Origin of the sequence: Stappia stellulata DSM 5886, from assembly GCF_000423705.1 — a bacterium.
GTDB lineage: Bacteria > Pseudomonadota > Alphaproteobacteria > Rhizobiales > Stappiaceae > Stappia > Stappia stellulata.
Genome location: NZ_KE384082.1, coordinates 589966 through 609787 on the forward strand (window position 1 = coordinate 589966; position 19822 = coordinate 609787).

General features: G+C 66.1%; 18 protein-coding genes. 10 read left to right on the forward strand and 8 right to left on the reverse strand.

All coding sequences use genetic code 11. From position 1 onward, the window contains the following. Positions 1-131 precede the first annotated feature (131 nt). From eutB to G572_RS0115105, 5 genes are all read left to right on the forward strand, one after another. A complete protein-coding gene (eutB, locus tag G572_RS0115085) occupies positions 132-1133 on the forward strand; it encodes a hydroxyectoine utilization dehydratase EutB (protein WP_029059186.1) in 1002 nt (333 codons plus the stop codon). After that, a complete protein-coding gene (locus G572_RS0115090) occupies positions 1123-2127 on the forward strand; it encodes a cyclodeaminase (protein WP_029059187.1) in 1005 nt (334 codons plus the stop codon). Before eutB ends, G572_RS0115090 begins: the two co-directional genes overlap by 11 nt. Positions 2128-2192: 65 nt before the next feature. Further along, positions 2193-2681, forward strand: a complete 489-nt coding sequence (locus G572_RS0115095; protein ID WP_208979122.1) for an Lrp/AsnC family transcriptional regulator — start codon at positions 2193-2195, stop codon at positions 2679-2681. A gap of 126 nt (positions 2682-2807) precedes the next feature. Further along, positions 2808-4292 (forward strand): NAD-dependent succinate-semialdehyde dehydrogenase, encoded by a 1485-nt coding sequence (locus G572_RS0115100; RefSeq protein ID WP_029059189.1) that lies wholly within the window; start codon positions 2808-2810, stop codon positions 4290-4292. Positions 4293-4379: 87 nt separating this feature from the next. After that, a complete protein-coding gene (locus tag G572_RS0115105; RefSeq protein ID WP_029059190.1) occupies positions 4380-5750 on the forward strand; it encodes an aspartate aminotransferase family protein in 1371 nt (456 codons plus the stop codon). 233 nt (positions 5751-5983) lie between these two features. On the opposite strand, the gene G572_RS0115110 is transcribed toward G572_RS0115105, so the two are convergent. Together G572_RS0115110 and G572_RS24135 are read right to left on the reverse strand one after the other, a co-directional pair. Beyond that, the gene (locus tag G572_RS0115110) at positions 5984-6937 is read right to left on the reverse strand and encodes a dihydrodipicolinate synthase family protein (protein WP_029059191.1); all 954 of its coding nucleotides are present in this window, start codon (positions 6935-6937) and stop codon (positions 5984-5986) included. A gap of 14 nt (positions 6938-6951) precedes the next feature. Further along, entirely contained in the window at positions 6952-9090 is a 2139-nt protein-coding gene (locus G572_RS24135) for a xanthine dehydrogenase family protein molybdopterin-binding subunit (protein WP_245566229.1), read from the reverse strand. 177 nt (positions 9091-9267) lie between these two features. On the opposite strand from G572_RS24135, the gene G572_RS0115120 reads away from it, so the two are divergent. Further along, positions 9268-10068, forward strand: a complete 801-nt coding sequence (locus tag G572_RS0115120; protein ID WP_029059192.1) for an aspartate dehydrogenase — start codon at positions 9268-9270, stop codon at positions 10066-10068. A gap of 68 nt (positions 10069-10136) precedes the next feature. Continuing rightward, the gene (locus G572_RS0115125; protein ID WP_029059193.1) at positions 10137-11090 is read left to right on the forward strand and encodes a LysR substrate-binding domain-containing protein; all 954 of its coding nucleotides are present in this window, start codon (positions 10137-10139) and stop codon (positions 11088-11090) included. A gap of 19 nt (positions 11091-11109) precedes the next feature. Here the strand turns inward: G572_RS0115125 and G572_RS0115130 are convergent, their stop codons facing one another. The 6 genes from G572_RS0115130 to G572_RS0115155 all read right to left on the reverse strand — a co-directional run bounded on the left by G572_RS0115130 (position 11110) and on the right by G572_RS0115155 (position 16162). After that, positions 11110-12369 carry a TRAP transporter large permease gene (locus G572_RS0115130; protein ID WP_029059194.1) on the reverse strand — a complete coding sequence of 420 codons (1260 nt, stop codon included), beginning with the start codon at positions 12367-12369 and terminating at the stop codon, positions 11110-11112. Further along, entirely contained in the window at positions 12366-12938 is a 573-nt protein-coding gene (locus tag G572_RS24140; RefSeq protein WP_051242455.1) for a TRAP transporter small permease, read from the reverse strand. Before G572_RS24140 ends, G572_RS0115130 begins: the two co-directional genes overlap by 4 nt. A gap of 90 nt (positions 12939-13028) precedes the next feature. Further along, positions 13029-14018 (reverse strand): TRAP transporter substrate-binding protein, encoded by a 990-nt coding sequence (locus G572_RS0115140; RefSeq protein ID WP_037546934.1) that lies wholly within the window; start codon positions 14016-14018, stop codon positions 13029-13031. 93 nt (positions 14019-14111) lie between these two features. Continuing rightward, on the reverse strand, positions 14112-14654 hold the full coding sequence (locus G572_RS0115145; RefSeq protein ID WP_029059196.1) for a 3-hydroxyanthranilate 3,4-dioxygenase: 543 nt from the start codon (positions 14652-14654) through the stop codon (positions 14112-14114). A gap of 178 nt (positions 14655-14832) precedes the next feature. After that, the gene (locus tag G572_RS0115150; RefSeq protein WP_029059197.1) at positions 14833-15711 is read right to left on the reverse strand and encodes a MurR/RpiR family transcriptional regulator; all 879 of its coding nucleotides are present in this window, start codon (positions 15709-15711) and stop codon (positions 14833-14835) included. 61 nt (positions 15712-15772) lie between these two features. Continuing rightward, positions 15773-16162, reverse strand: a complete 390-nt coding sequence (locus G572_RS0115155) for a RidA family protein (RefSeq protein WP_037546936.1) — start codon at positions 16160-16162, stop codon at positions 15773-15775. A 155-nt stretch (positions 16163-16317) separates the two neighbouring features. Between G572_RS0115155 and G572_RS0115160 the strand changes: the two genes are divergently transcribed. The 3 genes from G572_RS0115160 (at position 16318) to G572_RS0115170 (ending at position 19822) form a co-directional block, all read left to right on the forward strand. Further along, positions 16318-17859: an ABC transporter substrate-binding protein gene (locus tag G572_RS0115160; protein WP_029059199.1), complete on the forward strand. Its 1542-nt coding sequence runs from the start codon at positions 16318-16320 to the stop codon at positions 17857-17859. Positions 17860-18008: 149 nt separating this feature from the next. Continuing rightward, positions 18009-18956 (forward strand): ABC transporter permease, encoded by a 948-nt coding sequence (locus G572_RS0115165; protein ID WP_029059200.1) that lies wholly within the window; start codon positions 18009-18011, stop codon positions 18954-18956. Beyond that, positions 18953-19822 carry an ABC transporter permease gene (locus G572_RS0115170; protein ID WP_029059201.1) on the forward strand — a complete coding sequence of 290 codons (870 nt, stop codon included), beginning with the start codon at positions 18953-18955 and terminating at the stop codon, positions 19820-19822. The genes G572_RS0115165 and G572_RS0115170 overlap by 4 nt, the downstream gene beginning before the upstream one ends.

The window sequence follows — 19822 nt, forward strand, 5'->3', positions numbered from 1 at the left end:
CTGATTTGGACAGAGGGATTTTCGCTTGCCTCGCCATTGCCGTTGCCCCGCTGCAAGGCAGGATTGACGCCGGCCGCCGCGCGTGGTCGCCTGACGCAGGCGACGGGTGACCAACTTGCGGGGCGCAATACGTGCATTTGAACGACATCCTTGCCGCGGCCCGCGCGATCGCGGGAACCGCGACCCGCACGCCGCTGGTGCCCGCGCCCGCCTTTACGGCGCGCGCCGGCCAGCCGTTCCTGCTCAAGCTGGAAACCACGCAGCCCATCGGCGCCTTCAAACTGCGCGGCGCGCTGAACGCGCTCGCCCATCTGCCGCCGGGAACGACCGGCGTCACCTGCTGCTCCACCGGAAATCACGGACGCGGCGTCGCCTATGCGGCACGGGCGCGCGGCCTGAAGGCGGTCGTCTGCATGTCCGCGCTGGTGCCGGCAACCAAGGTCGAGGGCATTCGCGCGCTCGGAGCCGACGTGCGCATCACCGGACGCAGCCAGGACGAGGCGCATGCCGAAAGCCGCCGGCTTGCCGCAGAGGACGGGCTTTTCGAGATCTCGCCCTTCGACGATCCGCATGTGATCGCCGGCCAGGGCACCATCGGCCTGGAGCTTTTGGAGGACGCGCCCGACCTCGACACCCTCCTCGTACCGCTGTCCGGCGGGGGCCTTGCCGCCGGTGTCGCGCTCGCCGCCAAGGCGATCAACCCGGCGATCCGGGTGATCGGCCTCTCGATGGACCGGGGCGCGGCCATGCATGCCTCGATCCGCGCCGGCCACCCGGTCGAGGTCGAAGAGGTGGAAAGCCTCGCGGATTCGCTCGGCGGCGGCATCGGGCTGGACAACCGCCTTTCCTTTTCGCTGTGCCGCGACCTTCTCGACGACATCGTCCTGGTCAGCGAGGAGGAGATCTACCGGGCGATGCAGGCGCTCTATTTCGAGGAACGCCTGGTCGCCGAGGGCGCCTGCGTGGTCGGCATCGCAGCACTCATCGCCGGCAAGCTGCCGACGCCGAAAGGCCCGCTCGCCACCGTCATCACCGGCCGCAATGTCGACATGGAGATCTTCACCCGCGTCGTCACGGGCAAGGTCGTTCGGCTTGGCGACCGCCGGATCGAGGGCCGCGCCTATGCCGCATGACATTGTGATCGCAACCGAAGCGGAATTGCGCGCCGCCGTACCGCTTGATCTCGCCGCCGTCGACGTGGTGGAGCGCGCTTTTGCAGCGCTTGCCAAAGGCGATGTGGTGATGCCTCCGATCCTCTCGATGGACCTGCCGATGGTCAATGGCGAGGTCGACGTGAAAACCGCCTATATTCCGGGCTTTGAGGGTTTCGCCATCAAGGTCAGCCCCGGCTTCTTCGACAATCCCGCCCTCGGGCTTTCAAGCCTCAACGGGTTGATGATCCTGTTTTCGGCCCAGACCGGACTGGTCGAGGCGCTCTTCCTCGACAATGGCTATCTGACCGACATCCGCACGGCGGCCGCAGGCGCCGTTGCCGCCCGCCACATGGCCCCCGACACCGTCGATACCGTCACGGTCTTCGGCACCGGCGTGCAGGCAAGGCTCCAGGCCGCCGCCGCGCGTCTGGTGCGCCCGTTCTCGCGCGTCTTCGTGTGGGGCCGCGATCCGGCAAAGGCCGAGGCCTGCGCGCGCGATATCGCAGCAACGCTCGGCGTCGCGGCATTCGCGACCGACGATCCGGCGGGCGCGGTCGCGCAAAGCCAGTTGGTCGTCACCACGACGCCGGCTCGCGATCCGGTGTTCCTGGCCGACTGGCTGCACCCCGGTCTCCACATCACCGCCATGGGATCGGACCAGGAGGCGAAGAACGAGATCGACCCGCAGGCGCTTGCGCGCGCCGACGCCTATGTCTGCGACCGGGTGAGCCAGTGCGAGAGGCTCGGCGAATTGCGCAGCGCGCGAGCCGCCGGTCTGCTTTTGCCGGAGACGCCTGCGGAACTGGGCGAGGTGATCGCCGGCACGCGGGCGGGGCGGCGTGCGCCTTCCGACGTGACCATCTGCGACCTCACCGGAACGGGCGCGCAAGATACGGCGATCGCGGCCCACGTCTTCGCAGTGTGCCGCAAGGCCGGGCAAGACGAGCGCATCGGCTCCGTCATCCAGGCCTGACGCCGGCAGGCCGCCGCTTCGCGCCACGATGGACAGGCAGGGCCGGCTGGCGCTATGACCGTGAGATGATCCGCCTCGACGACCGCGACATTGCCATTTTGAAAGTGCTTGCCCGCGAGGGCCGGCTGTCGAAGGCCGATCTCGCGCGCCGCATCAACCTCAGCCCGACCCCGTGCTGGGAACGGCTGAAGCGGCTGGAGAAGGCCGGCATCATCGAGGGCTACAACGCGCGCATCGCGCTGAAGAAGACGGCACCGCATGTCACGGTCTTCGTCACGCTTGAGCTCGACAACCACAGCGCCGGCGCCTTCCAGCTCTTCGAACAATTGGTCGAGACGCAGGACGAGATCGTCCACTGCTGGGCACTCGGTGGCGGCTTCGACTATCTGATGCAGATCGTCACCCGCGACGTCGACACCTATCAGCGGCTGATCGACCGTCTGCTCGACCGCGGTCTGGGGCTGGCGCGCTACTACACCTACATCGTCACCAAGGACGTGAAATCGTCTGGCACGCCACCGCTCGATTTGCTTGTCGCCGGCCCGTCAGACTGACCGGACTGCAAACCCGCCCGAAAAAAGACGGATCGTCTGGCGCGCGGCGCCAGTTCAGATACATCGTCTGCACATCCGCGCCCATCCTGTTGTCAACGACGCGACCGCAAGAGGGAGTTCGGCGCCATGATCAAGACGGGAACGGAAACCGGCCACACGCGGCCCTCGCTTCACGACGCACGGCTGATGCGCCAGTTCGCCTATGTCGGCGGGCGCTGGATCGCCGGCGAGACGGGCGAGACCATTGCCGTGCGCAATCCGGGCGACGGCGAGCGCCTTGGCGAGGTCGCAAGCCTCACCGCCGACCAGAGCGCCGAAGCCGTGGGCGTTGCCCATTCAGCCTTCGCCGACTGGTCCCTGACACTTCCCCAGGAGCGCTCGGCAATCCTGCGGCGCTGGTTCGACCTGATCGTGGAACACAAGGAAGACCTCGCCCGGCTGATGACGCTGGAGCAGGGCAAGCCGATTTCCGAGGCGCGCGGCGAGATCGACTATGCCGCCTCCTTCGCGGAGTTCTATGCCGAGGAAGCCAAGCGCCCGAACATCGAAAGCGTGACCTCGCACCTGCCCGACGCCGAGATGGAAGTCTGGCTGGAGCCGGTCGGCGTCGCGGCGCTTGTCACGCCCTGGAACTTCCCTTGTGCGATGATCACCCGCAAGGCGGCCGCGGCCCTTGCCGCCGGTTGCACGGTGCTGATCCATCCCTCGCACGAGACCCCGTTCTCCGGCCTGGCGCTGGCCGAGCTTGCCGAGCGCGCGGGCTTTCCCGCCGGCGTCTTCAACGTCGTCACCGGCGATGCGGCGACCGTCGTCGGCGCCTGGACGGCGGACGCCCGGGTCCGCGCCGTCTCCTTCACCGGTTCGACCGAGATCGGCCGGCTGATCTACGGCCAATGCGCGGCGACCGTGAAGCGCATGGTGCTGGAACTTGGTGGCCACGCCCCCTTCATCGTCTTTGCCGATGCGGATCTCGACCGCGCGGTCGACGAGGGCATCAAGGCGAAATTCGCCACCTCCGGCCAGGATTGCCTCGGCGCCAACCGCTTCTATGTCGCCCGTCCGCTCTACAAGCGATTCTGCGAGCTGTTTGCCGAACGCACGAAGGCGCTGACCGTCGGCATCGGCCTCGACGACCCCGACATCGGCCCGCTGATGAACGAGCGCGCCGTCGCCAAGCAGGTGTCGCATGTCGAGGACGCACGAAAGCATGGCGCCAGGCTTCTCGCCGGGGGCGAGCGCCATTCCGCCGGACCGCTGTTCTACCAGCCGACGGTTCTCGCCGACGTGCCGGACGAGGCGCTGATCATGCGCGAGGAGACCTTCGGACCGGTGGCGGCGATCACGCCCTTCGACACCGAGGACGAGGCAATCGCCCGCGCCAACGACAGCGAATACGGGCTCGTCGCCTATGTCCATACCCAGGACGCCCGGCGGACCTACCGGCTGACGCGGGCGCTCACCTACGGCATGGTCGCGGTCAACAGGACCAAGGTGACCGGCGCGCCAATCCCCTTCGGCGGCATGAAACAGTCCGGCGTCGGCCGCGAGGGCGCGGCGCTCGGCATGCAGGCCTTCATGGAACTCAAATACGTCTGCCGCGACTGGGCCTGAGGAAAAGCCCGGCGACCCGAATACCAAGCACATGATTTCTTTACAGGATCCGGGTAGCGATCCTGGGACACGATAGGGAGACACAAAATGCTGACCAACGATCAACTGGGCAAGTGGGACCGCGAGAGCTTCTTCCACCCCTCCACCCACCTGGCGCAGCATGCGCGCGGCGAGAGCCCGGCGCGCATCATCACCGGCGGCGACGGCGTCCACATCGAGGACCGCGACGGCAACAAGCTGCTCGACGCCTTCGCCGGCCTTTATTGCGTCAACGTCGGCTACGGCCGCAAGGAGATCGCCGACGCCATTTCCGCGCAGGCGCATGAGCTTGCCTATTATCACGCCTATGTCGGCCACGGCACGGAAGCCTCGATCACGCTCGCCCACATGGTGCTTGAGCGCGCGCCGAAGAACATGTCGAAGGTCTATTTCGGCCTGAGCGGATCGGATGCCAACGAGACCAACATCAAGCTTGTCTGGTACTACAACAACATCCGTGGCCTGCCGCAGAAGAAGAAGATCATCTCGCGTTGGCGCGGCTACCACGGCTCCGGCCTGATGACCGGCTCGCTGACCGGGCTTGAGCTCTTCCACAAGAAGTTCGACCTGCCGCTTTCGCAGGTGCTGCACACCGAGGCGCCCTATTACTTCCGCCGTCCGGACCTCGACATGAGCGAGGCCGATTTCGTCGCCCATTGCGTCGCGGAGCTGGAAGCGCTGATCGACCGCGAAGGCGCCGACACCATCGCCGCCTTCATCGGCGAGCCGGCGCTCGGCACCGGCGGCATCGTGCCCCCGCCCGCCGGCTACTGGGCCGCGATCCAGGAGGTCCTGAAGCGCCACGACATCCTGCTGATCGCCGACGAGGTCGTCACCGGCTTCGGCCGCCTCGGCTCCATGTTCGGCTCCGACCACTACGGCATCGAGGCCGACCTCATCACCATCGCCAAGGGCCTGACCTCGGCCTATGCGCCGCTGTCCGGCTCGATCGTTTCCGACAAGGTCTGGAAGGTTCTGGAACAGGGCACCGACGAGAACGGCCCGATCGGCCACGGCTGGACCTATTCCGCCCATCCGATCGGCGCGGCGGCCGGCGTCGCCAATCTCAAGCTGATCGACGACCAGAACCTCGTCGCCAATGCGGGCGAGACCGGCGCCTATTTCAACAACGCGATGCGCGAGGCGCTGGCCGACCACAAGCATGTCGGCGACGTGCGCGGCGAGGGCCTGCTGTGCGCGGTCGAATTCGTCGACGACAAGGCGAACCGGACCTTCTTCGACCCGTCCAAGAAGATCGGCGCGCTGGTCTCGGGCGCCCTGCTCAAGCACGGCGTCATCGGCCGCGCGATGCCGCAGGGCGACATCCTCGGCTTCGCCCCGCCGTTCTGCCTGACGCGCGCCGAAGCGCTTCACGTCGTCGCCAAGACCCGCGAGGCGGTGACCGAGGTCCTCGGCTGAACCGGCTGAGCCTGCAAGAACGGATGAAGCGCGTGAGGCACCCCCTCACGCGCTTCTTTCGTGCAATTTCGGCAAATTGAAGCGCGAAACTTGTAAAATTTGCGCTCGGACTTGCCGTTATTGGCGAAATTGCACCGCGCGGCCCGCTCACAGGATCAGCGTGCGGCGCGGGGACAACCCTAAGCGCAGGACACCGGGCGGACGCGGGATATCCTCCCCCGCCCGCCTCCTTGTCAAAGCCGCAGGCCGCAGCTCTCGAACGCCTCCCGCGTCGCCGCCTTTTCCGCGTCCGTCAGCTGCAGCAGCGGCGGGCGCACCGGCCCGCCGACCTGCCCAAGCAGTTCCTGCCAGTATTTCTGATGCGCCTGCGGCTTGCCGCCCGGACGCGTGCCCTTCAGCGCCTTGCGCACCGGATCGAGGCTCTTGCTGATCTCGCGCGCCCGCGCCACATCGCCGGCGAAGGCCGCCTGCGTGTAGTCATGCATGCGACGGTCGTTCGCGGTCTGCAGCAAGTAGGGGGGCGAGGAACACAGGTAGAGCTGCCAGCCGAGCTCCAGGATGTTGTCGAGCCACTCGTCTTCCGAGGCCGTCGACACCAGGATTGTGTCGCCGACCATCTCGGTCAGCTTCGTGTACATCGGCCGGGGCACGGAATATTTGATCGCGACGATATTGGGCAGCTCGGCGACGCGCGCGCAAAGCTCCGGGCTCATCAGGTAGCCGGAATCCGGATGGCTCCACATGGCGATGCCGATGTTCACCTTCTCGCAGATCGCCTTGTAGTATTCGTAGACCGTGTCGTCGGGATCGGTGACGAAATGCAGCATCGGCGCATGCACGACGATATAGTCCGCGCCCACGGCTTCCGCGTGTTTCGCCAGTTCGATCACCGTGTCGAAGTTCTGGTCGGAACACGACATGATGGTGCCGGCGCGGTCTCCGGTTTCCTCCACCGCGATCTCGAAGTTGCGCTTGCGCTCGTCGAGCGACATGGAAAAGAACTCGCCCTGTTTGCCGGCGATGAAAAGCCCGGCAATGCCGAGATCGTCGACCCAGTGGCGGATGTTGGCGCGCAGGCCCTCCTCGTTCAGGCTGAAGTCGGGACGAAAAGGATTGAGCGCGGCCGCCCAGATGCCCTTCATGTTGGCGCGGGCGTAGGCCTTGGCATCCAGTCTGCTGTAATTCATGGGTCTGTCCTGTCTCACGTTCGGTGAAGCGCGCGCCACAGCGTTTCGCTGGTGAGCGGCATCGGAAGATCGGTCACGCCATGGGGACGCAGCGCGTCGATGGCGGCATTGAGAATGGCGGCCGGCGCGCCGATGGTGCCGGCCTCGCCGACCCCCTTGGCGCCCAGCGGATTGTTCGGCGACGCGGTCTCCATCTTGGAGATCGAAAACGCGGGAATGTCGCTGGCGCGCGGCAGCGCATAGTCCATCAGAGAGCCGGTCACGAGCTGGCCGTCGCCGTCATAGACCAGCCGCTCCATCAGCGCCTCGCCGAGCCCTTGCGCGAAGCCGCCACGGATCTGGCCCTCGACCAGCATCGGATTGATCACCGTGCCGGCGTCGTCGACGCAGGCGACATGTTCAAGCGTCGGGTCCCCGGTCTCCGGGTCGATGGCGATCTGCACCAGATAGGCGCCATAGCCCCAGGCCTCGCCGGCGGCCTCATAGACGACCTCTTCGCTGACGGGCACGCTGGTGTCCGCGCCGCTATCGATGCGGGCGAGCAGCGCCTCGCAGGCCTTGAGCACCGCGCTGCCGCCAATCGCCGTGCTGCGGCTGGCAAGCGCACCGATCCCCGTCGGACAGGTGTCCGTCGAGCCGCAGACCACGCTGACGGCGTCCGGCGCAAGGGACAGCGCATCCGCCGCGATCTGGGCCAGCGCCGTCTCGCGCCCGTGCCCTTGCGTGCTGCCGCCGAAGGCAACCAGCGCCGTGCCGTCCGGGTTCAGCGTCACGCGCGCGCTCTCCCAGCCCGTGCCGCAGGGTTCGATGTAAAAGGCCATGCCGAGGCCGACCACCTCGCCCCGGGCCCGCCGCTCCGCGACCTCTGCGCGACGTGCGTCGTAGCCGGTCTCCTGCGCCAGCCGGTCCAGCAGCTCGGCATAGCGACCGGAATCGAGCACCACGCCACTCGGCCCGGTGTGGGGAAAGGCCGTCGGCGGGATCAGGTTGCGCCTGCGGATCTCCAGCGGATCGATGCCGGTCGCAGCGGCGGCTGCCTCCACCAGCCGCTCCATCAGGCAATTGGCTTCCGGGCGCCCCGCGCCGCGATAAATCCCGACCGCCGCCGTGTTGGACGTCTCGGCGCTTGAGCGAATGTCGACGGCCTCGACCCTGTAGCCGCTCGGCAGGATGCGCCCGGCGTTCCAGGCCGGGATCGCGGCGCTGCTCGGCAGCCAATGCCCGAGCGGCGAGGAGACAGATGCCTTTAACGCCACGAACCGGCCCTGCGCATCGACACCGAGCGTGCCTTCGCTCGTCGCGCCACGGCCATGGCTTGCAGCGAGAAAATCCTCGCCCCGCGAAGAAATCCAGCGGGTCGCGCGCTTGAACCGCAGCGCCGCCCAGACGCACAGCACTTCTTCGGGGTAGAGCGAGGCCTTCATGCCGAAGGCGCCGCCGACATCGGGGGCGGCGACCTGGATGCGCTCGGGCGCGACGGAGAGAATGCGCGACAACTCGAGCCTGGCGCGATGCGGCGTCTGCGTCGACAGAAAGACCGTCACACTGTCGCTCTCGTCATGATAGGCAACCGCGATACCGCGCGGCTCCAGCGAGGCGGGCGCCAGGCGCGGATGATCGACCGTCACCGACACCCGGTGCGCGGCCGCCGCCATCGCCTGATCGCAATCGCCCGACGACCAGGCCCCGCGAAAGCCGGCCGGCTCCACGGCGGCGACGTCATCCTCGATCTCGACCAGAACCGCGTCGCAGGCGTCGAGCGCCTGCGCGGGCGTTGCCGCCAGGACGGCTGCGACCGGCTGTCCGACCGCCGCCAGCCGCTCGCCCGCAAGCACGGGAAACGGCGCCACCCCGAAAGGCTCCAGAACCGGATTGATGCTGAGGGACCCGAGCGCGCCAAGACCCGCAGCATCGACAACCTGCACGACCCCCGGCATGTCGTGGGCGTCCTGCGTCTCGCAAGCGGCAATCCGCCCCTCCGGCACGGGGCTGCGGACGAAGGCCACATGCAAAGGGTCCTGCAACGGCACATCCGCGACATAGCGCCCCGCTCCGGTGACGAGGTGAAGGTCCTCGCGCCGACGCATCGGACGGCCGATCTGCGGCTCTTGTGATCCCGCGCGCTCAAGGCCACGGGCCGAAAAAACTGTCACGGCCAAAACTCGTCTTTTGCTGGCGGGCGGCGTGCCCCTTGAGAATTCGAGCCGACAGTGGCGCCAATCAGATATCGCAGCAAATATTGTGTTTCAAACCTGCTATCCGGAAATTGGATAGCTGGAGCGCACGGATTGGCGCAAGATCGCATCTGTTGAGACAAGCTGGAGCTGCCCATGAAACATGTCGCCATCATCGGCTATGGCGCCATCGCCCGGTATGTGATGACGGCGATCGCCGAGCGGGACGATCTGAGCCTTTGCGGCATCATCGGACGTGCCGGGCGGCTGGAGGATGCCCGCGCCTGCGCGCCCGACACGGTCGCGATCGCCGACGCTGTCGGCGGCCTCCCGCAACGCCCCGACCTCGTGCTGGACTGCGCCGGCCACGCCGGCCTGCGTGACCACGGACCCGACATTCTCGCTGCCGGCATCGATCTCTACAGCGTCTCCGCGGGCGCCCTCGCCGACGCGGCGCTCCATGATGCGCTGAGCGCTGCCGCGCGGCGCGGCCGGGCCGCGCTCAGGATCGTGTCCGGGGCAATCGGCGGCCTCGACATCCTCGGCGCGGCGCGCCAGGGCGGGCTGACCCGTGTGGTCTATCGCGGCCGCAAGCCGCCTGCGAGCTGGCGCGGCACGCCGGCGGAAGACAGGATCGACCTCGACGCCCAGGGCGAAGCGCAAGTGCATTTTCGCGGCAATGCCCGTCAGGCGGCGGCGCTCTATCCCAAGAACGCCAATGTCACGGCCAGCATCGCGCTCGCCGGGATCGGCTTCGACGCCACAGAGGTCGAGCTGATTTCCGACCCCGCCTGTGTGGAAAACCGGCACGAACTCGTCGCCGAGGGCGCCTTCGGCTCCTTCGCCTTCCAGGTTTCCGGGCGTGCCATGCCGGACAATCCGAAGTCCTCCGCCTTGACCGCGATGAGCATGGTCGACACGCTGCTGCGCCTTGAAGACCCCATTCGCATTGCCTGATCCGTTGGGGTATGGCTGTGGCGCCGCTCCGGCCCACCTGCACCCGCCGCAAGGATGAACACGCTGCAATGAGCGAACCGAACCAGAAACACGTTCGCATCGTCGAGCGGATCTTGACGCGCCTGAAGCTCAAGCAACTGCGCCTGCTGGTCGCGGTCGAGCGCCACAACAGCATTCTCCATGCCGCGCGCGAGCTGAACCTGTCGCAGCCCGCCGCCACCAAGCTGATCAAGGACCTGGAAGCCGATTTCGGCGTGCTCTTGTTCGAGCGCACCAACCGGGGCGTGGTGCCGACGATCTACGGCGAGGCGCTGGCGCGCCACGGCAAGCTGATCTTCGCGCAGATTTCCCACGCCGCGCAGGAACTCGACGATCTCGCGGAAGGCTCGAGCGGACGCATCGTCATCGGCTCGCTTCTGGCGGCCTCCGCGCTGCTCTTGCCGAAAACCATTGCCCGGGTGCTGGCGCAAAAACCGAGCCTGTCGATCAAGATCCAGGACGGCACCAACGAGGTGCTGATGCCGGCGCTGCGCTCCGGCGAGGTCGATCTCGTCGTCGGACGCTTGCCGACCCACCGCCATCGCGACGAACTGCTTCAGGAACGCCTCTACGAGGAAAAGGTGATCGCCGTCACCGGCATGAGCCATCCGCTGCAGGGGCGGAAGCGCGTCACCTTCCAGGACATGATGGATTACGGCTGGATCCTGCCGCCGCCGGAGACGACGCTCAGGCGCCAGATCGACCTGGTGTTCCTCGATCACGGCCTTGGTTCGCCGATCAACGCGGTGGAATCGGTATCCTTCCTCGCCAACCGCAGCCTGCTCGCCAACTCCACGATGATCGGAATCCTGCCCAATCACGTGGTGGAACAGGACATCGCAGCCGGGATTCTGGCACGGGTCCCCTGGGACGTGCCGATCCCCATCGGCCCCGTCGGCGTCTCCTATCGCAAGAGCAAGGGGCTGACACCGGCCGCCGCCTTTTTCCTCGACGAGTTGCGAGCGGTCGCGCAGACGCTCTGAACGCGGCGTGCGACGCCGGTCAGATCAGCGCGGTCGTCAGGATCGGCGCCCAGCTCAACAGCACCAAAATTAGCGCCACTGCGATCAGGAACGGATAGAGCGCGCGCACGATCTGCATCGGCGGCGTGCCGCTCATCGCCGAGGCGATGTAAAGCCCCGCGCCAACCGGCGGCGTCAGAAGACCCAGCACCAGGTTGAGGCAGACGATCACCCCGAACTGGAAGGGGTCGATGTCGTAATGCATCTGCGCGATCGGCAGCAGGATCGGCACCACCAGAATGAGTGCGGCGATGCCGTCGATCACCATGCCGATGACGAAGAGCGACAGGTTGACGATCAGCAGAAAAACGAAGGGATCGGAGGTGATCGCCGTGAGCTGGCCTGCAAGCTTTTGCGGCAGCGCCTCGTAGATGATCACCCAGCCGAACACATTGGCGGTGGCGATCAGGAAGATCACCAGGCTGGAACTGGTGGCGGTGCGCACGAAGAGCGAGCCGAGCCGCGAGATCTTCAGGTCGCGGTAGACGAAACGCCCGATCAGAAACGCGATCAGCGAGGCAACGGCGGCCGATTCCGTCGGCGTTGCAACGCCGAGCAGAATGCCGCCGACGATGGCCACGGGAATAAGCGCGGCGGGAAGGCAGTCGCGCAATGCGGCCAGCGCCTCGCGTTTGTTCATCCACTTGCCCCTGGGAAACGACTGCGTCAGCCCGACAAGCGCAATGATGACGAAGAAGGACGCCGACAACATCAGGCCGGGAATGATGCCGGCCATGAACATGTCGCCGATGGGGATCTGCGCCAGAACGCCGTAGATCACGAAGAGCATCGACGGCGGGATAATCGGCGACAGCAGCCCGCCGGCGGCCGTCGTCGCGGCGGCGAAATCGCGGCGGTAGCCTTCCGCCTCCATCGCCGGCACCATGGCCCGCGCCATCACCGCGATCTGCGAGGCGGCCGAGCCGATGATCGCCGCCATGAACATGTTGGCGAGCAGGTTGATATAGGCAAGCCCGCCGCGAAACCCGCCGACGAAGACGCGCGCCGCCTGGATCAGCCGCCTGGTCAGCCCGCCCTCGTTCATCAGTTCGCCGGTCAGCATGAACAGCGGGATCGCGAGCAGCCCGTAGCTTTCGATGCCGGAGTAGAGCTGCTGGGCAAAGCTTGCGTAGAGCACCTCGTTGCCGCTCGCCTGGATGTACCAGATTGCCGACAGCGCCAGCACCAGCGCGATGGGCACCGCGCCAAACAGCAGAAACAGAAAGACGATCGCCGTCATACCCGTGTCCCCGCGTCGGCACCTGCCTGCGGATCGTTGCCGCCGGCAAGCATGCAAACTGTCGCGACCAGATTGGACAGCGCATGCAATGTCAGTCCGAACGTAAAGACGATCATGACGGACCAGACCCAGGCCTTTGGAATGCCCAGCGTCACGGTGGGCTCGGCATAGATGAAATTGAAGGTCTCCCCCTGGAAGGCCTGCGTGTCGAAGCCGGCCGCGTAAAGCGCGAGCGGATCGAACCACAGCAGGCAGAACCAGACCATCGCCGCCGCAAACCCGCCGGCGACCAGGTCGAGGCCAAGCCGCCACCAGCGTGCGACCGACGGCGAGAGCATATCGAACAAAAGCGTGACGGCGACGCCGGAGCGCCGATGGACGGCGGCGGATCCGGCCAGAAATGTCATCCACACCATGGCGGTGATCGCCGCCTCGTCGATCCAGTAGATCGCCATATGGGCGGAACGAGTGACCACATTGAGAAGGATCAGCCCGGTGATCGTGGCGGCAAGGGCGGCCGCCAGCGCGATTTCGCACCGCGCCCAGAAGGCGGAGATCCTGTAGAGCATCGCGCGTTATCCATCCACGCCGCGCACCCGGAACGCAAGGCTCCTGGACCCTGACCGTCCGGATGCGGGATTGCAGGTGCCGGGCCGGGCCTACTGCCGGGTCTCGTCGGCAACCTTGCGAAGCGTGGCGAGCGCGGGCGCCTTCTCGCTCCAGATCGCTTCCCACTCGGCGATGGCATCCTGGAAGAAGGAGGCATCCGCCTCGACGATGGTGGTGCCAGTGCCCTCGACCGCGAGCAGCCAGTCGGCCTCCTTGGAGATATAGGTGTCGATCGCCCCGTCGAGATGGCGTGCCATCAAGGTGGTGATCGTCTCGCGATCCTCCGGCGACAGATCCTTCCACACCCGGGCCGACACGAGACCGACCATCGGGAACATCATGTGGTTGGAAATCAGCACCGTGTCGGCATGCTCGTAGTACTTCAGCTTCCAGATCAGCTCCGCGTCCATGTCGATGGCGTCGACCTGGCCATTGGCGAGCGCGTCATAGACCGCCGGCAACGGCATCGGCGTGGAGGCCGCGCCGACCGCATTGTAGAAGTCCTTGATCGGCTCGAACGGGGTGATGCGCAGCTTCTTTCCGGCAAGATCGGCGGCACTCGTCACCGGATCGCGGCTGACGATCTGGCGCAGGCCCGCCATGCTGTAGCCGATCCCGACGACCCCCGCCTTCTGCGGCAGATCGGCCAGCATCGCCCTGGCCTCCTCCGAGCGCAGAATGCGCCCGGCATGACCGACGTCATCGGCCATGTAGGGCGCATAGAAGGCCCCGAAGTCCGGCACGCGGTTGGAAACCTCAGCGATTGTCAGGAACGCCATGTCGAGCGCCCCGGTCTGCAGCAGCTGCATCATCTGCGCCTCGTTGCCGAGCTGGCGCGAGGGGAAGACGGCCACCGAATGCTTGCCGTCGGTCGCAGCCTCCAGCTCCTCGCCAAAGGACTGCGCCGCGACGGTCCAGATGTGCGGCGGCGGCGTGATCAGCCCGAGGCGGAATTCCTTGGCGGACGCAAGGCCGCTTGTCGAGGCCAGCGCAACGAGCGCCGCCGGCAGCGTGCGCGCGATCAGGGTCTTGAAGTTCATGTCGGTCCTCCCGAATGCCGGCCCGACACCTCCCTGCCGGACGGGCAGTCACATTGATGATGAAAGGGATGCGATGAGGAAGCCAGCGCGCCGCTAGAGCTCGACCCAGCCTTCCGGCGGCTCCTTGCCCGGGTGAACGGTGCCGCAATTGGCGCAGGTGCGGGCCTCCTCGGAGGCATAAAAGGCCTGATAGACCGGCGGCAGATCGTCGACGATGGATTCCAGATCCAGCTCCGCGCGATGCACCAGATGCTCGCACTCGAAGCAGTACCACTCGATGGCATCGAGCGCGCCTTCGGGACGGGACGGCTCGACCACGAGGCCGATTGAGCCCTCCTGCGGACGCTGCGGCGAATGACGCACATGCGGCGGCAGCAGGAAGATCTCGCCCTCGCGGATCGGCACATCGTAGAACTCCTTGCCGTCATAGAGCTTGAGCAGCATGTCACCCTTGAGCTGGTAGAAGAACTCCTCGACCGGGTCGTCGTGATAGTCGGTGCGCTTGTTCGGCCCCCCGACGACGGTGACCATCAGGTCTGCGTCCTTCCAGATCTGCTGGTTGCCGACCGGCGGCTTCAGCAGATGCTTGTTGTCCTCGATCCACTTTTGAAAGTTGAAGGCTGCAAGTCTCGACATGTCCCGCTCCCGAACAGCCGGTCCGGACCGCAGGGCACACGCTGCAAGGCGTGGCCGGGTCCGCTCCGGCACATGATTCCGAGGCTCAGGAGACGGCAGATTGCTATTTCAATCAAATAGCATTCAGTAAAGCGGATATCACGAAAACAGATAGCGGGCGCACCCGTCGGCCCTCTCGTCAATCGCCGATCGGCTTGGGTCCGACGTCGCTCGACAGCGGCACCAACGAGGTGCGAATGCGGCGCAGGTATTCCTTGACCCGCTCCGGCCGGCGGCGCGCGGCCCCCGCCGCCAGAACGTCGACGATCGCAATATAGGCAAGCCGCGAGGCGCTCGGCTTGTAGATGTCGTGATCCTCCGGCAGGTCGACCCCGATGGCGATGTCGCAAGCCCGGGCCAGGTCCGACCCGGCCTTGGTCAGGCTGATCGTCGCCGCGCCGTACTGGCGGGCGATGGCGACGCTGTCGAGCAATTCCGCCGGCGTGCCGCTGGCGGAGACCGCGAAGACCACATCGCCGCGCTCCAGCGTCGAGGCGATCATCCGCTGCAGGTAGCCGTCGGCATGCGCCTCCGCCGGAATGCCGAGACGGAAGAACCGGTTGGCCCCCTCGCGTGCGACATTGGCGGACCCGCCGCCCACCCCGAAGAACACGATCCGCCGCGCGTCGGCCAGCGTGTCGATGGCCGATTGAAGCGCGGCCCCGTCAAGCTGCGAGCGGGCGGTGTTGAGCGTGTCGACGAGCGCGCCGAAAACCTGCGCGACGAGCTGGTCGGCGGGCGAACGGTCGTTCGCCTGCCCGCCCAGATACTGGAGACTGACCGCCACGCTTTGCGCCAGCCGGATCTTGAACTCCTTGAACCCGTCGCAGCCGAGCGACTGGCAGAAGCGGTTGACGGTGGCATCCGACACGCCCGCGCCCTTGGCGATCTCGCTCTGGCGCTGATAGGCGATGGTCTCCAGGTTGGCGAGCACATAGTCGGCGACATGCTGCTCGCGTTTGGGCAGCGCCCCGTTCAAGCCCCGCAACTGGGCGATGATATCGATCACCTTGCTCACGTTCCCCGATCCCCTCTGCCGTCTCCCGAACGCGCAGGATAGACACCCGCGCGGCCCGCGCCTATTCCGGCTTGTAGGCGATCACGTCCATCTCGACCTTGGCATCCACCATCAGCGGCGACTGGACCGTGGAACGCGCCGGCGGGTGATCGAGAAAAAAGCGCTCGAACACACCGTTGAAGCTGGAAAAGTCGCGCGCGTCGTCGAGCCAGACATTCACCTTCACGACATGCTCCAGCGTGCAGTCGGCCAGCGCCAGAACCGCGATCAGGTTTTCCATCACCTTTTCGGTCTGCGCGACGATCCCGCCGGTGACGATCTCGCCCTTTTCCGCCGGCACCTGACCGGAGACATAGACGAAATCCCCGGCGCGCACGGCCTTGGCGAAGGGGCGGCGTGTGCCGCCGGCCGCGAGGTCGGCGGTGTCGTATCGGGTGATTCCAGTGGTCATGCGTCGGCTCCGTTTTGTAAATTTCTTTCATAAATTAGCGGAATTTCTGCCATATGCAAATCCGCAATTGACAATTCCTGTCATTTCTGAAAATTTCTTTCATATTGACCGGCCGATATCCGGCATGCATGCGAACGATCTGGGAGGAGACTGGCATGAAGCTGAACAGACCCCTTAAGACCATTCTGGCGGCGGCCTTTGCCGCATCGATGGCCAGCACCGCCTATGCCGGCGGGACGCTGCGCTATGCAACCGTCGGCGAGCCGCCGAGCCTTGACCAGCACGTGGTCACTTCGGACCTGGCGACGACCATCGCACATCACATGTTCGAAGGGCTTTACACCTTCGACGCCAGCAACGCTCCCCAGCCGCTGCTTGCCGAAAGCGACCGCCTCGAGGACGACGGCAAGACGATCGTCATCACCCTGCGCAAGGACGTGACCTTTCACGACGGCACCGACATGACCTCGGCCGACGTCGTCGCCTCGCTGAAGCGCTGGGGCGCGCACGGCTCGCGCGGCTCGCTGCTTTTCTCCAACGTGGAAAGCGTCGAGGCGACCGGCGACCATGAAGTCACCATCCGCCTGTCGAAGCCCTTCGGCCCCTGGAAGAACCTGATGGCCTTCATCAACGGCGGTCCGGCGATCTATCCGGCCTCCGTCGTCGCCGACGCCGGCAAGGCGCCGATTTCCCCGGAAAACTACATCGGCACCGGCCCCTACAAGTTCGGCGAATGGCAGGCCAACCGCCATGTCGAGCTGGTCCGCTTCGACGACTATGATTCGCCTTCCGGGGCTGCCGACGGCTATGCCGGCGAGCGCAAGGCCAACTTCGACGCGCTGCGCTTCATCCCCGTGCCCGACGTCGGCACCCGCGTCAGCGGGCTTCAGGCGGGCGACTACGATTATGCCGAGAGCATCCCCGGCGACCTCTTCGCCGATCTGGACGCCAATCCGCAGGTCACCACCATCGTCAACGGCGGCCCGCTGTTCGGTCTCGTCTTCATGAACTCCAAGGACGGCCCGCTGAAGGAGAACTTCGCGCTGCGCCGTGCCATCCAGACCGCCATCGACAAGGTGCCGGCGCTTCAGGTCGCCATCGGCCCCGACAAGCTGTGGCGCGCCAACGGCTCGTTCCTGCCCAAGGGCAACGTCTGGTACACGGAAGCGGGTGCGGAGAATTTCTCCAGGGGCGATGCCGACACGGCCCGCTCGCTCGCCAAGGAAGCCGGATACGACGGCGAGCCCATCAAGTTCATGGTCTCCACCAACTATCCGTTCCACTACGACACGGCCATCGTCTACACCAAGCAGCTGGCCCAGGCCGGCTTCAACATCGACCTTCAGGTCTATGACTGGGCAACGCTGATCAAGAAGCGCGCCGAGCCGGACCAGTGGGACCTCTTCTTCACCCACCACGGCTTCGTTCCCGATCCGATCCTGATCTCGGTGATGAACGACAACTATCCCGGCTGGTGGACGACCCCGGAGAAGGCCGCGCTGAAGGCGAAGTTTACCGAAAGCGCCGATCCGGCCGAGCGTCAGAAGCTGTGGGGCGAGATCCAGTCCCTGATCTACCAGCAGGTCCCGACGATGAAGACGGGCGATGTCTACACCTACAACATCGCCTCCACGAAGCTGAGCGGACTGGGTGAAGCCACCCTGATCTGGCCGCACTTCTGGAACGTCGACAAGTAGGAAGGCGTCCTCCCGGCTGCCCCTCCCGCGCCGCCTGCCCGGTCCTCACGGACCGAGGCGCGGGAGGGGCCCTTGCGCGCCGCGACACGCCCTGAAACTCGCGGCACACTGCCTGACCCGCCCCTCCTGAACGCGGAAAGACCGTCGACATGCTCGGATATGCGACGCGGAGACTGCTGGCGCTCATCCCGACGCTGCTTGCCGCATCCCTGCTCGTCTTCCTCTTCGTCCATCTTATTCCAGGCGACCCCGCCGCCGTCCTGCTGGGCGACACGGCAACCCCGGAAGAGGTCGAGGCGCTGACGCGTGAAATGGGCCTCGATGCGCCCGTCTACCTCCAGTATCTCTACTGGCTCGGCAACGTCCTGCAGGGCGATCTCGGCACGTCGATCTTCTTCGGCGCACCGGTCCTCTCCGTGATCGCCGACGGTGCGGAAACCTCGATCCTGCTCGCCGTGATGACGATGGTCTGGATCGTGATCCTCGGCGTTCCGATCGGCGTCGTCTCGGCCACACGCCACGGCACCTGGGTCGACCAGCTCGCCTCCGGCGGCGCGATGCTGTTTGCCTCCGTGCCGACCTTCTGGCTCGGCCTCTACCTGATCCTGATCTTCTCGGTGAGCCTCGGCTGGCTGCCCTCGTCCGGCTATCCCTCGATTTCCGACGACGGGGGCCTTGCGAACCTGCGCTACCTGCTGCTGCCGAGCTTCACGCTGGCCGCACCCAACGCGGCGCTGATCATCCGCCTGGTGCGCGCCTCCATGCTGGACGTGCAGCGCGAAGACCATGTGCGCACGGCCCGGGCCAAGGGCCTTGCCCCCTGGAAGGTCGCCACCAAGCACGTCTTCCGCAATGCGCTGATCGCGGTCGCCGCCGCCTTCGGCTTCACCTTCGCGGCGCTGATCTCGGAGGCGGTGGTGACGGAAACGGTGTTCTCGCTGCCCGGCATCGGCCGGCTGGTGGTGCAGTCGATCCTGCGCCGCGACTATCCCGTCATCCAGGGCGTCATTCTGATCATCGTGGTCCTCTACATGGTCATCAATCTTCTCGTCGACCTGGCCTATGCATGGCTCGACCCAAGGGTATCGCTCAAATGACCCCCAACGCGACAGTGCAGTGGTTCGCCACCGGCCGGCGGATCTTCCGTGGCCGCTGGCTCGCAACGCTCGGTCTCGCCTGGCTGGTGCTGGTGGTGCTCGCCGCCGTCTTCGCGCCGCTGATCGTGCCCTACGACCCGCTCGAGATCGATCCGGTGGCCCGGCTGACCGAACCCGGTGCCGCGCATTTCTTCGGCACCGATCACTTCGGCCGCGACACCTTCTCGCGCAGCATCTACGGCGCGCGGATGGCCATCGTCATCGGCCTCGGCTCCGTCGTCGTCGCGCTGCTGGTCGGCGGGCTCACCGGCATGATCTCCGCCTATTTCACCAGACTTGGCGCTTTCCTGATGCGCGTCGTCGACGTGCTGATGGCCTTTCCCGCGCTGCTCCTGGCGCTGGTGCTGATGACGATCCTCGAGCGCAGCGTGATGAACACCGTGCTGGTCATCGGCATCGTCTATGCGACCACGACGGCGCGCATCCTCTTCGGCATGACGCTGAAGCTGAAGAACGAGGTCTTCATCGATGCCGCCGTTTGTTCCGGCGCCGGTCATGCCAGCGTGCTCTTCCGCCACATCCTGCCGAACCTGATCTCACCGCTGCTGGTGCAGGCAAGCTTCATCTTCGCCTTCGCACAGTTGCAGGCCGCAGCCCTGGACTTCCTCGGCCTCGGCCTGCCGCCGGAGGTTCCGAGCTGGGGCAACATGCTGTCGGAATCGCGCATCTACGTCACCCGCGCGCCCTGGCTTCTGCTCTTTCCCGGCGCGCTGATCATCCTGTCCGTCTTTTCCATGAACCTCGTCGGCGACGCGCTTCGCGACAGCATCGACCCCAGGTTCAAGAACGACATCAAGGGGGTGTGA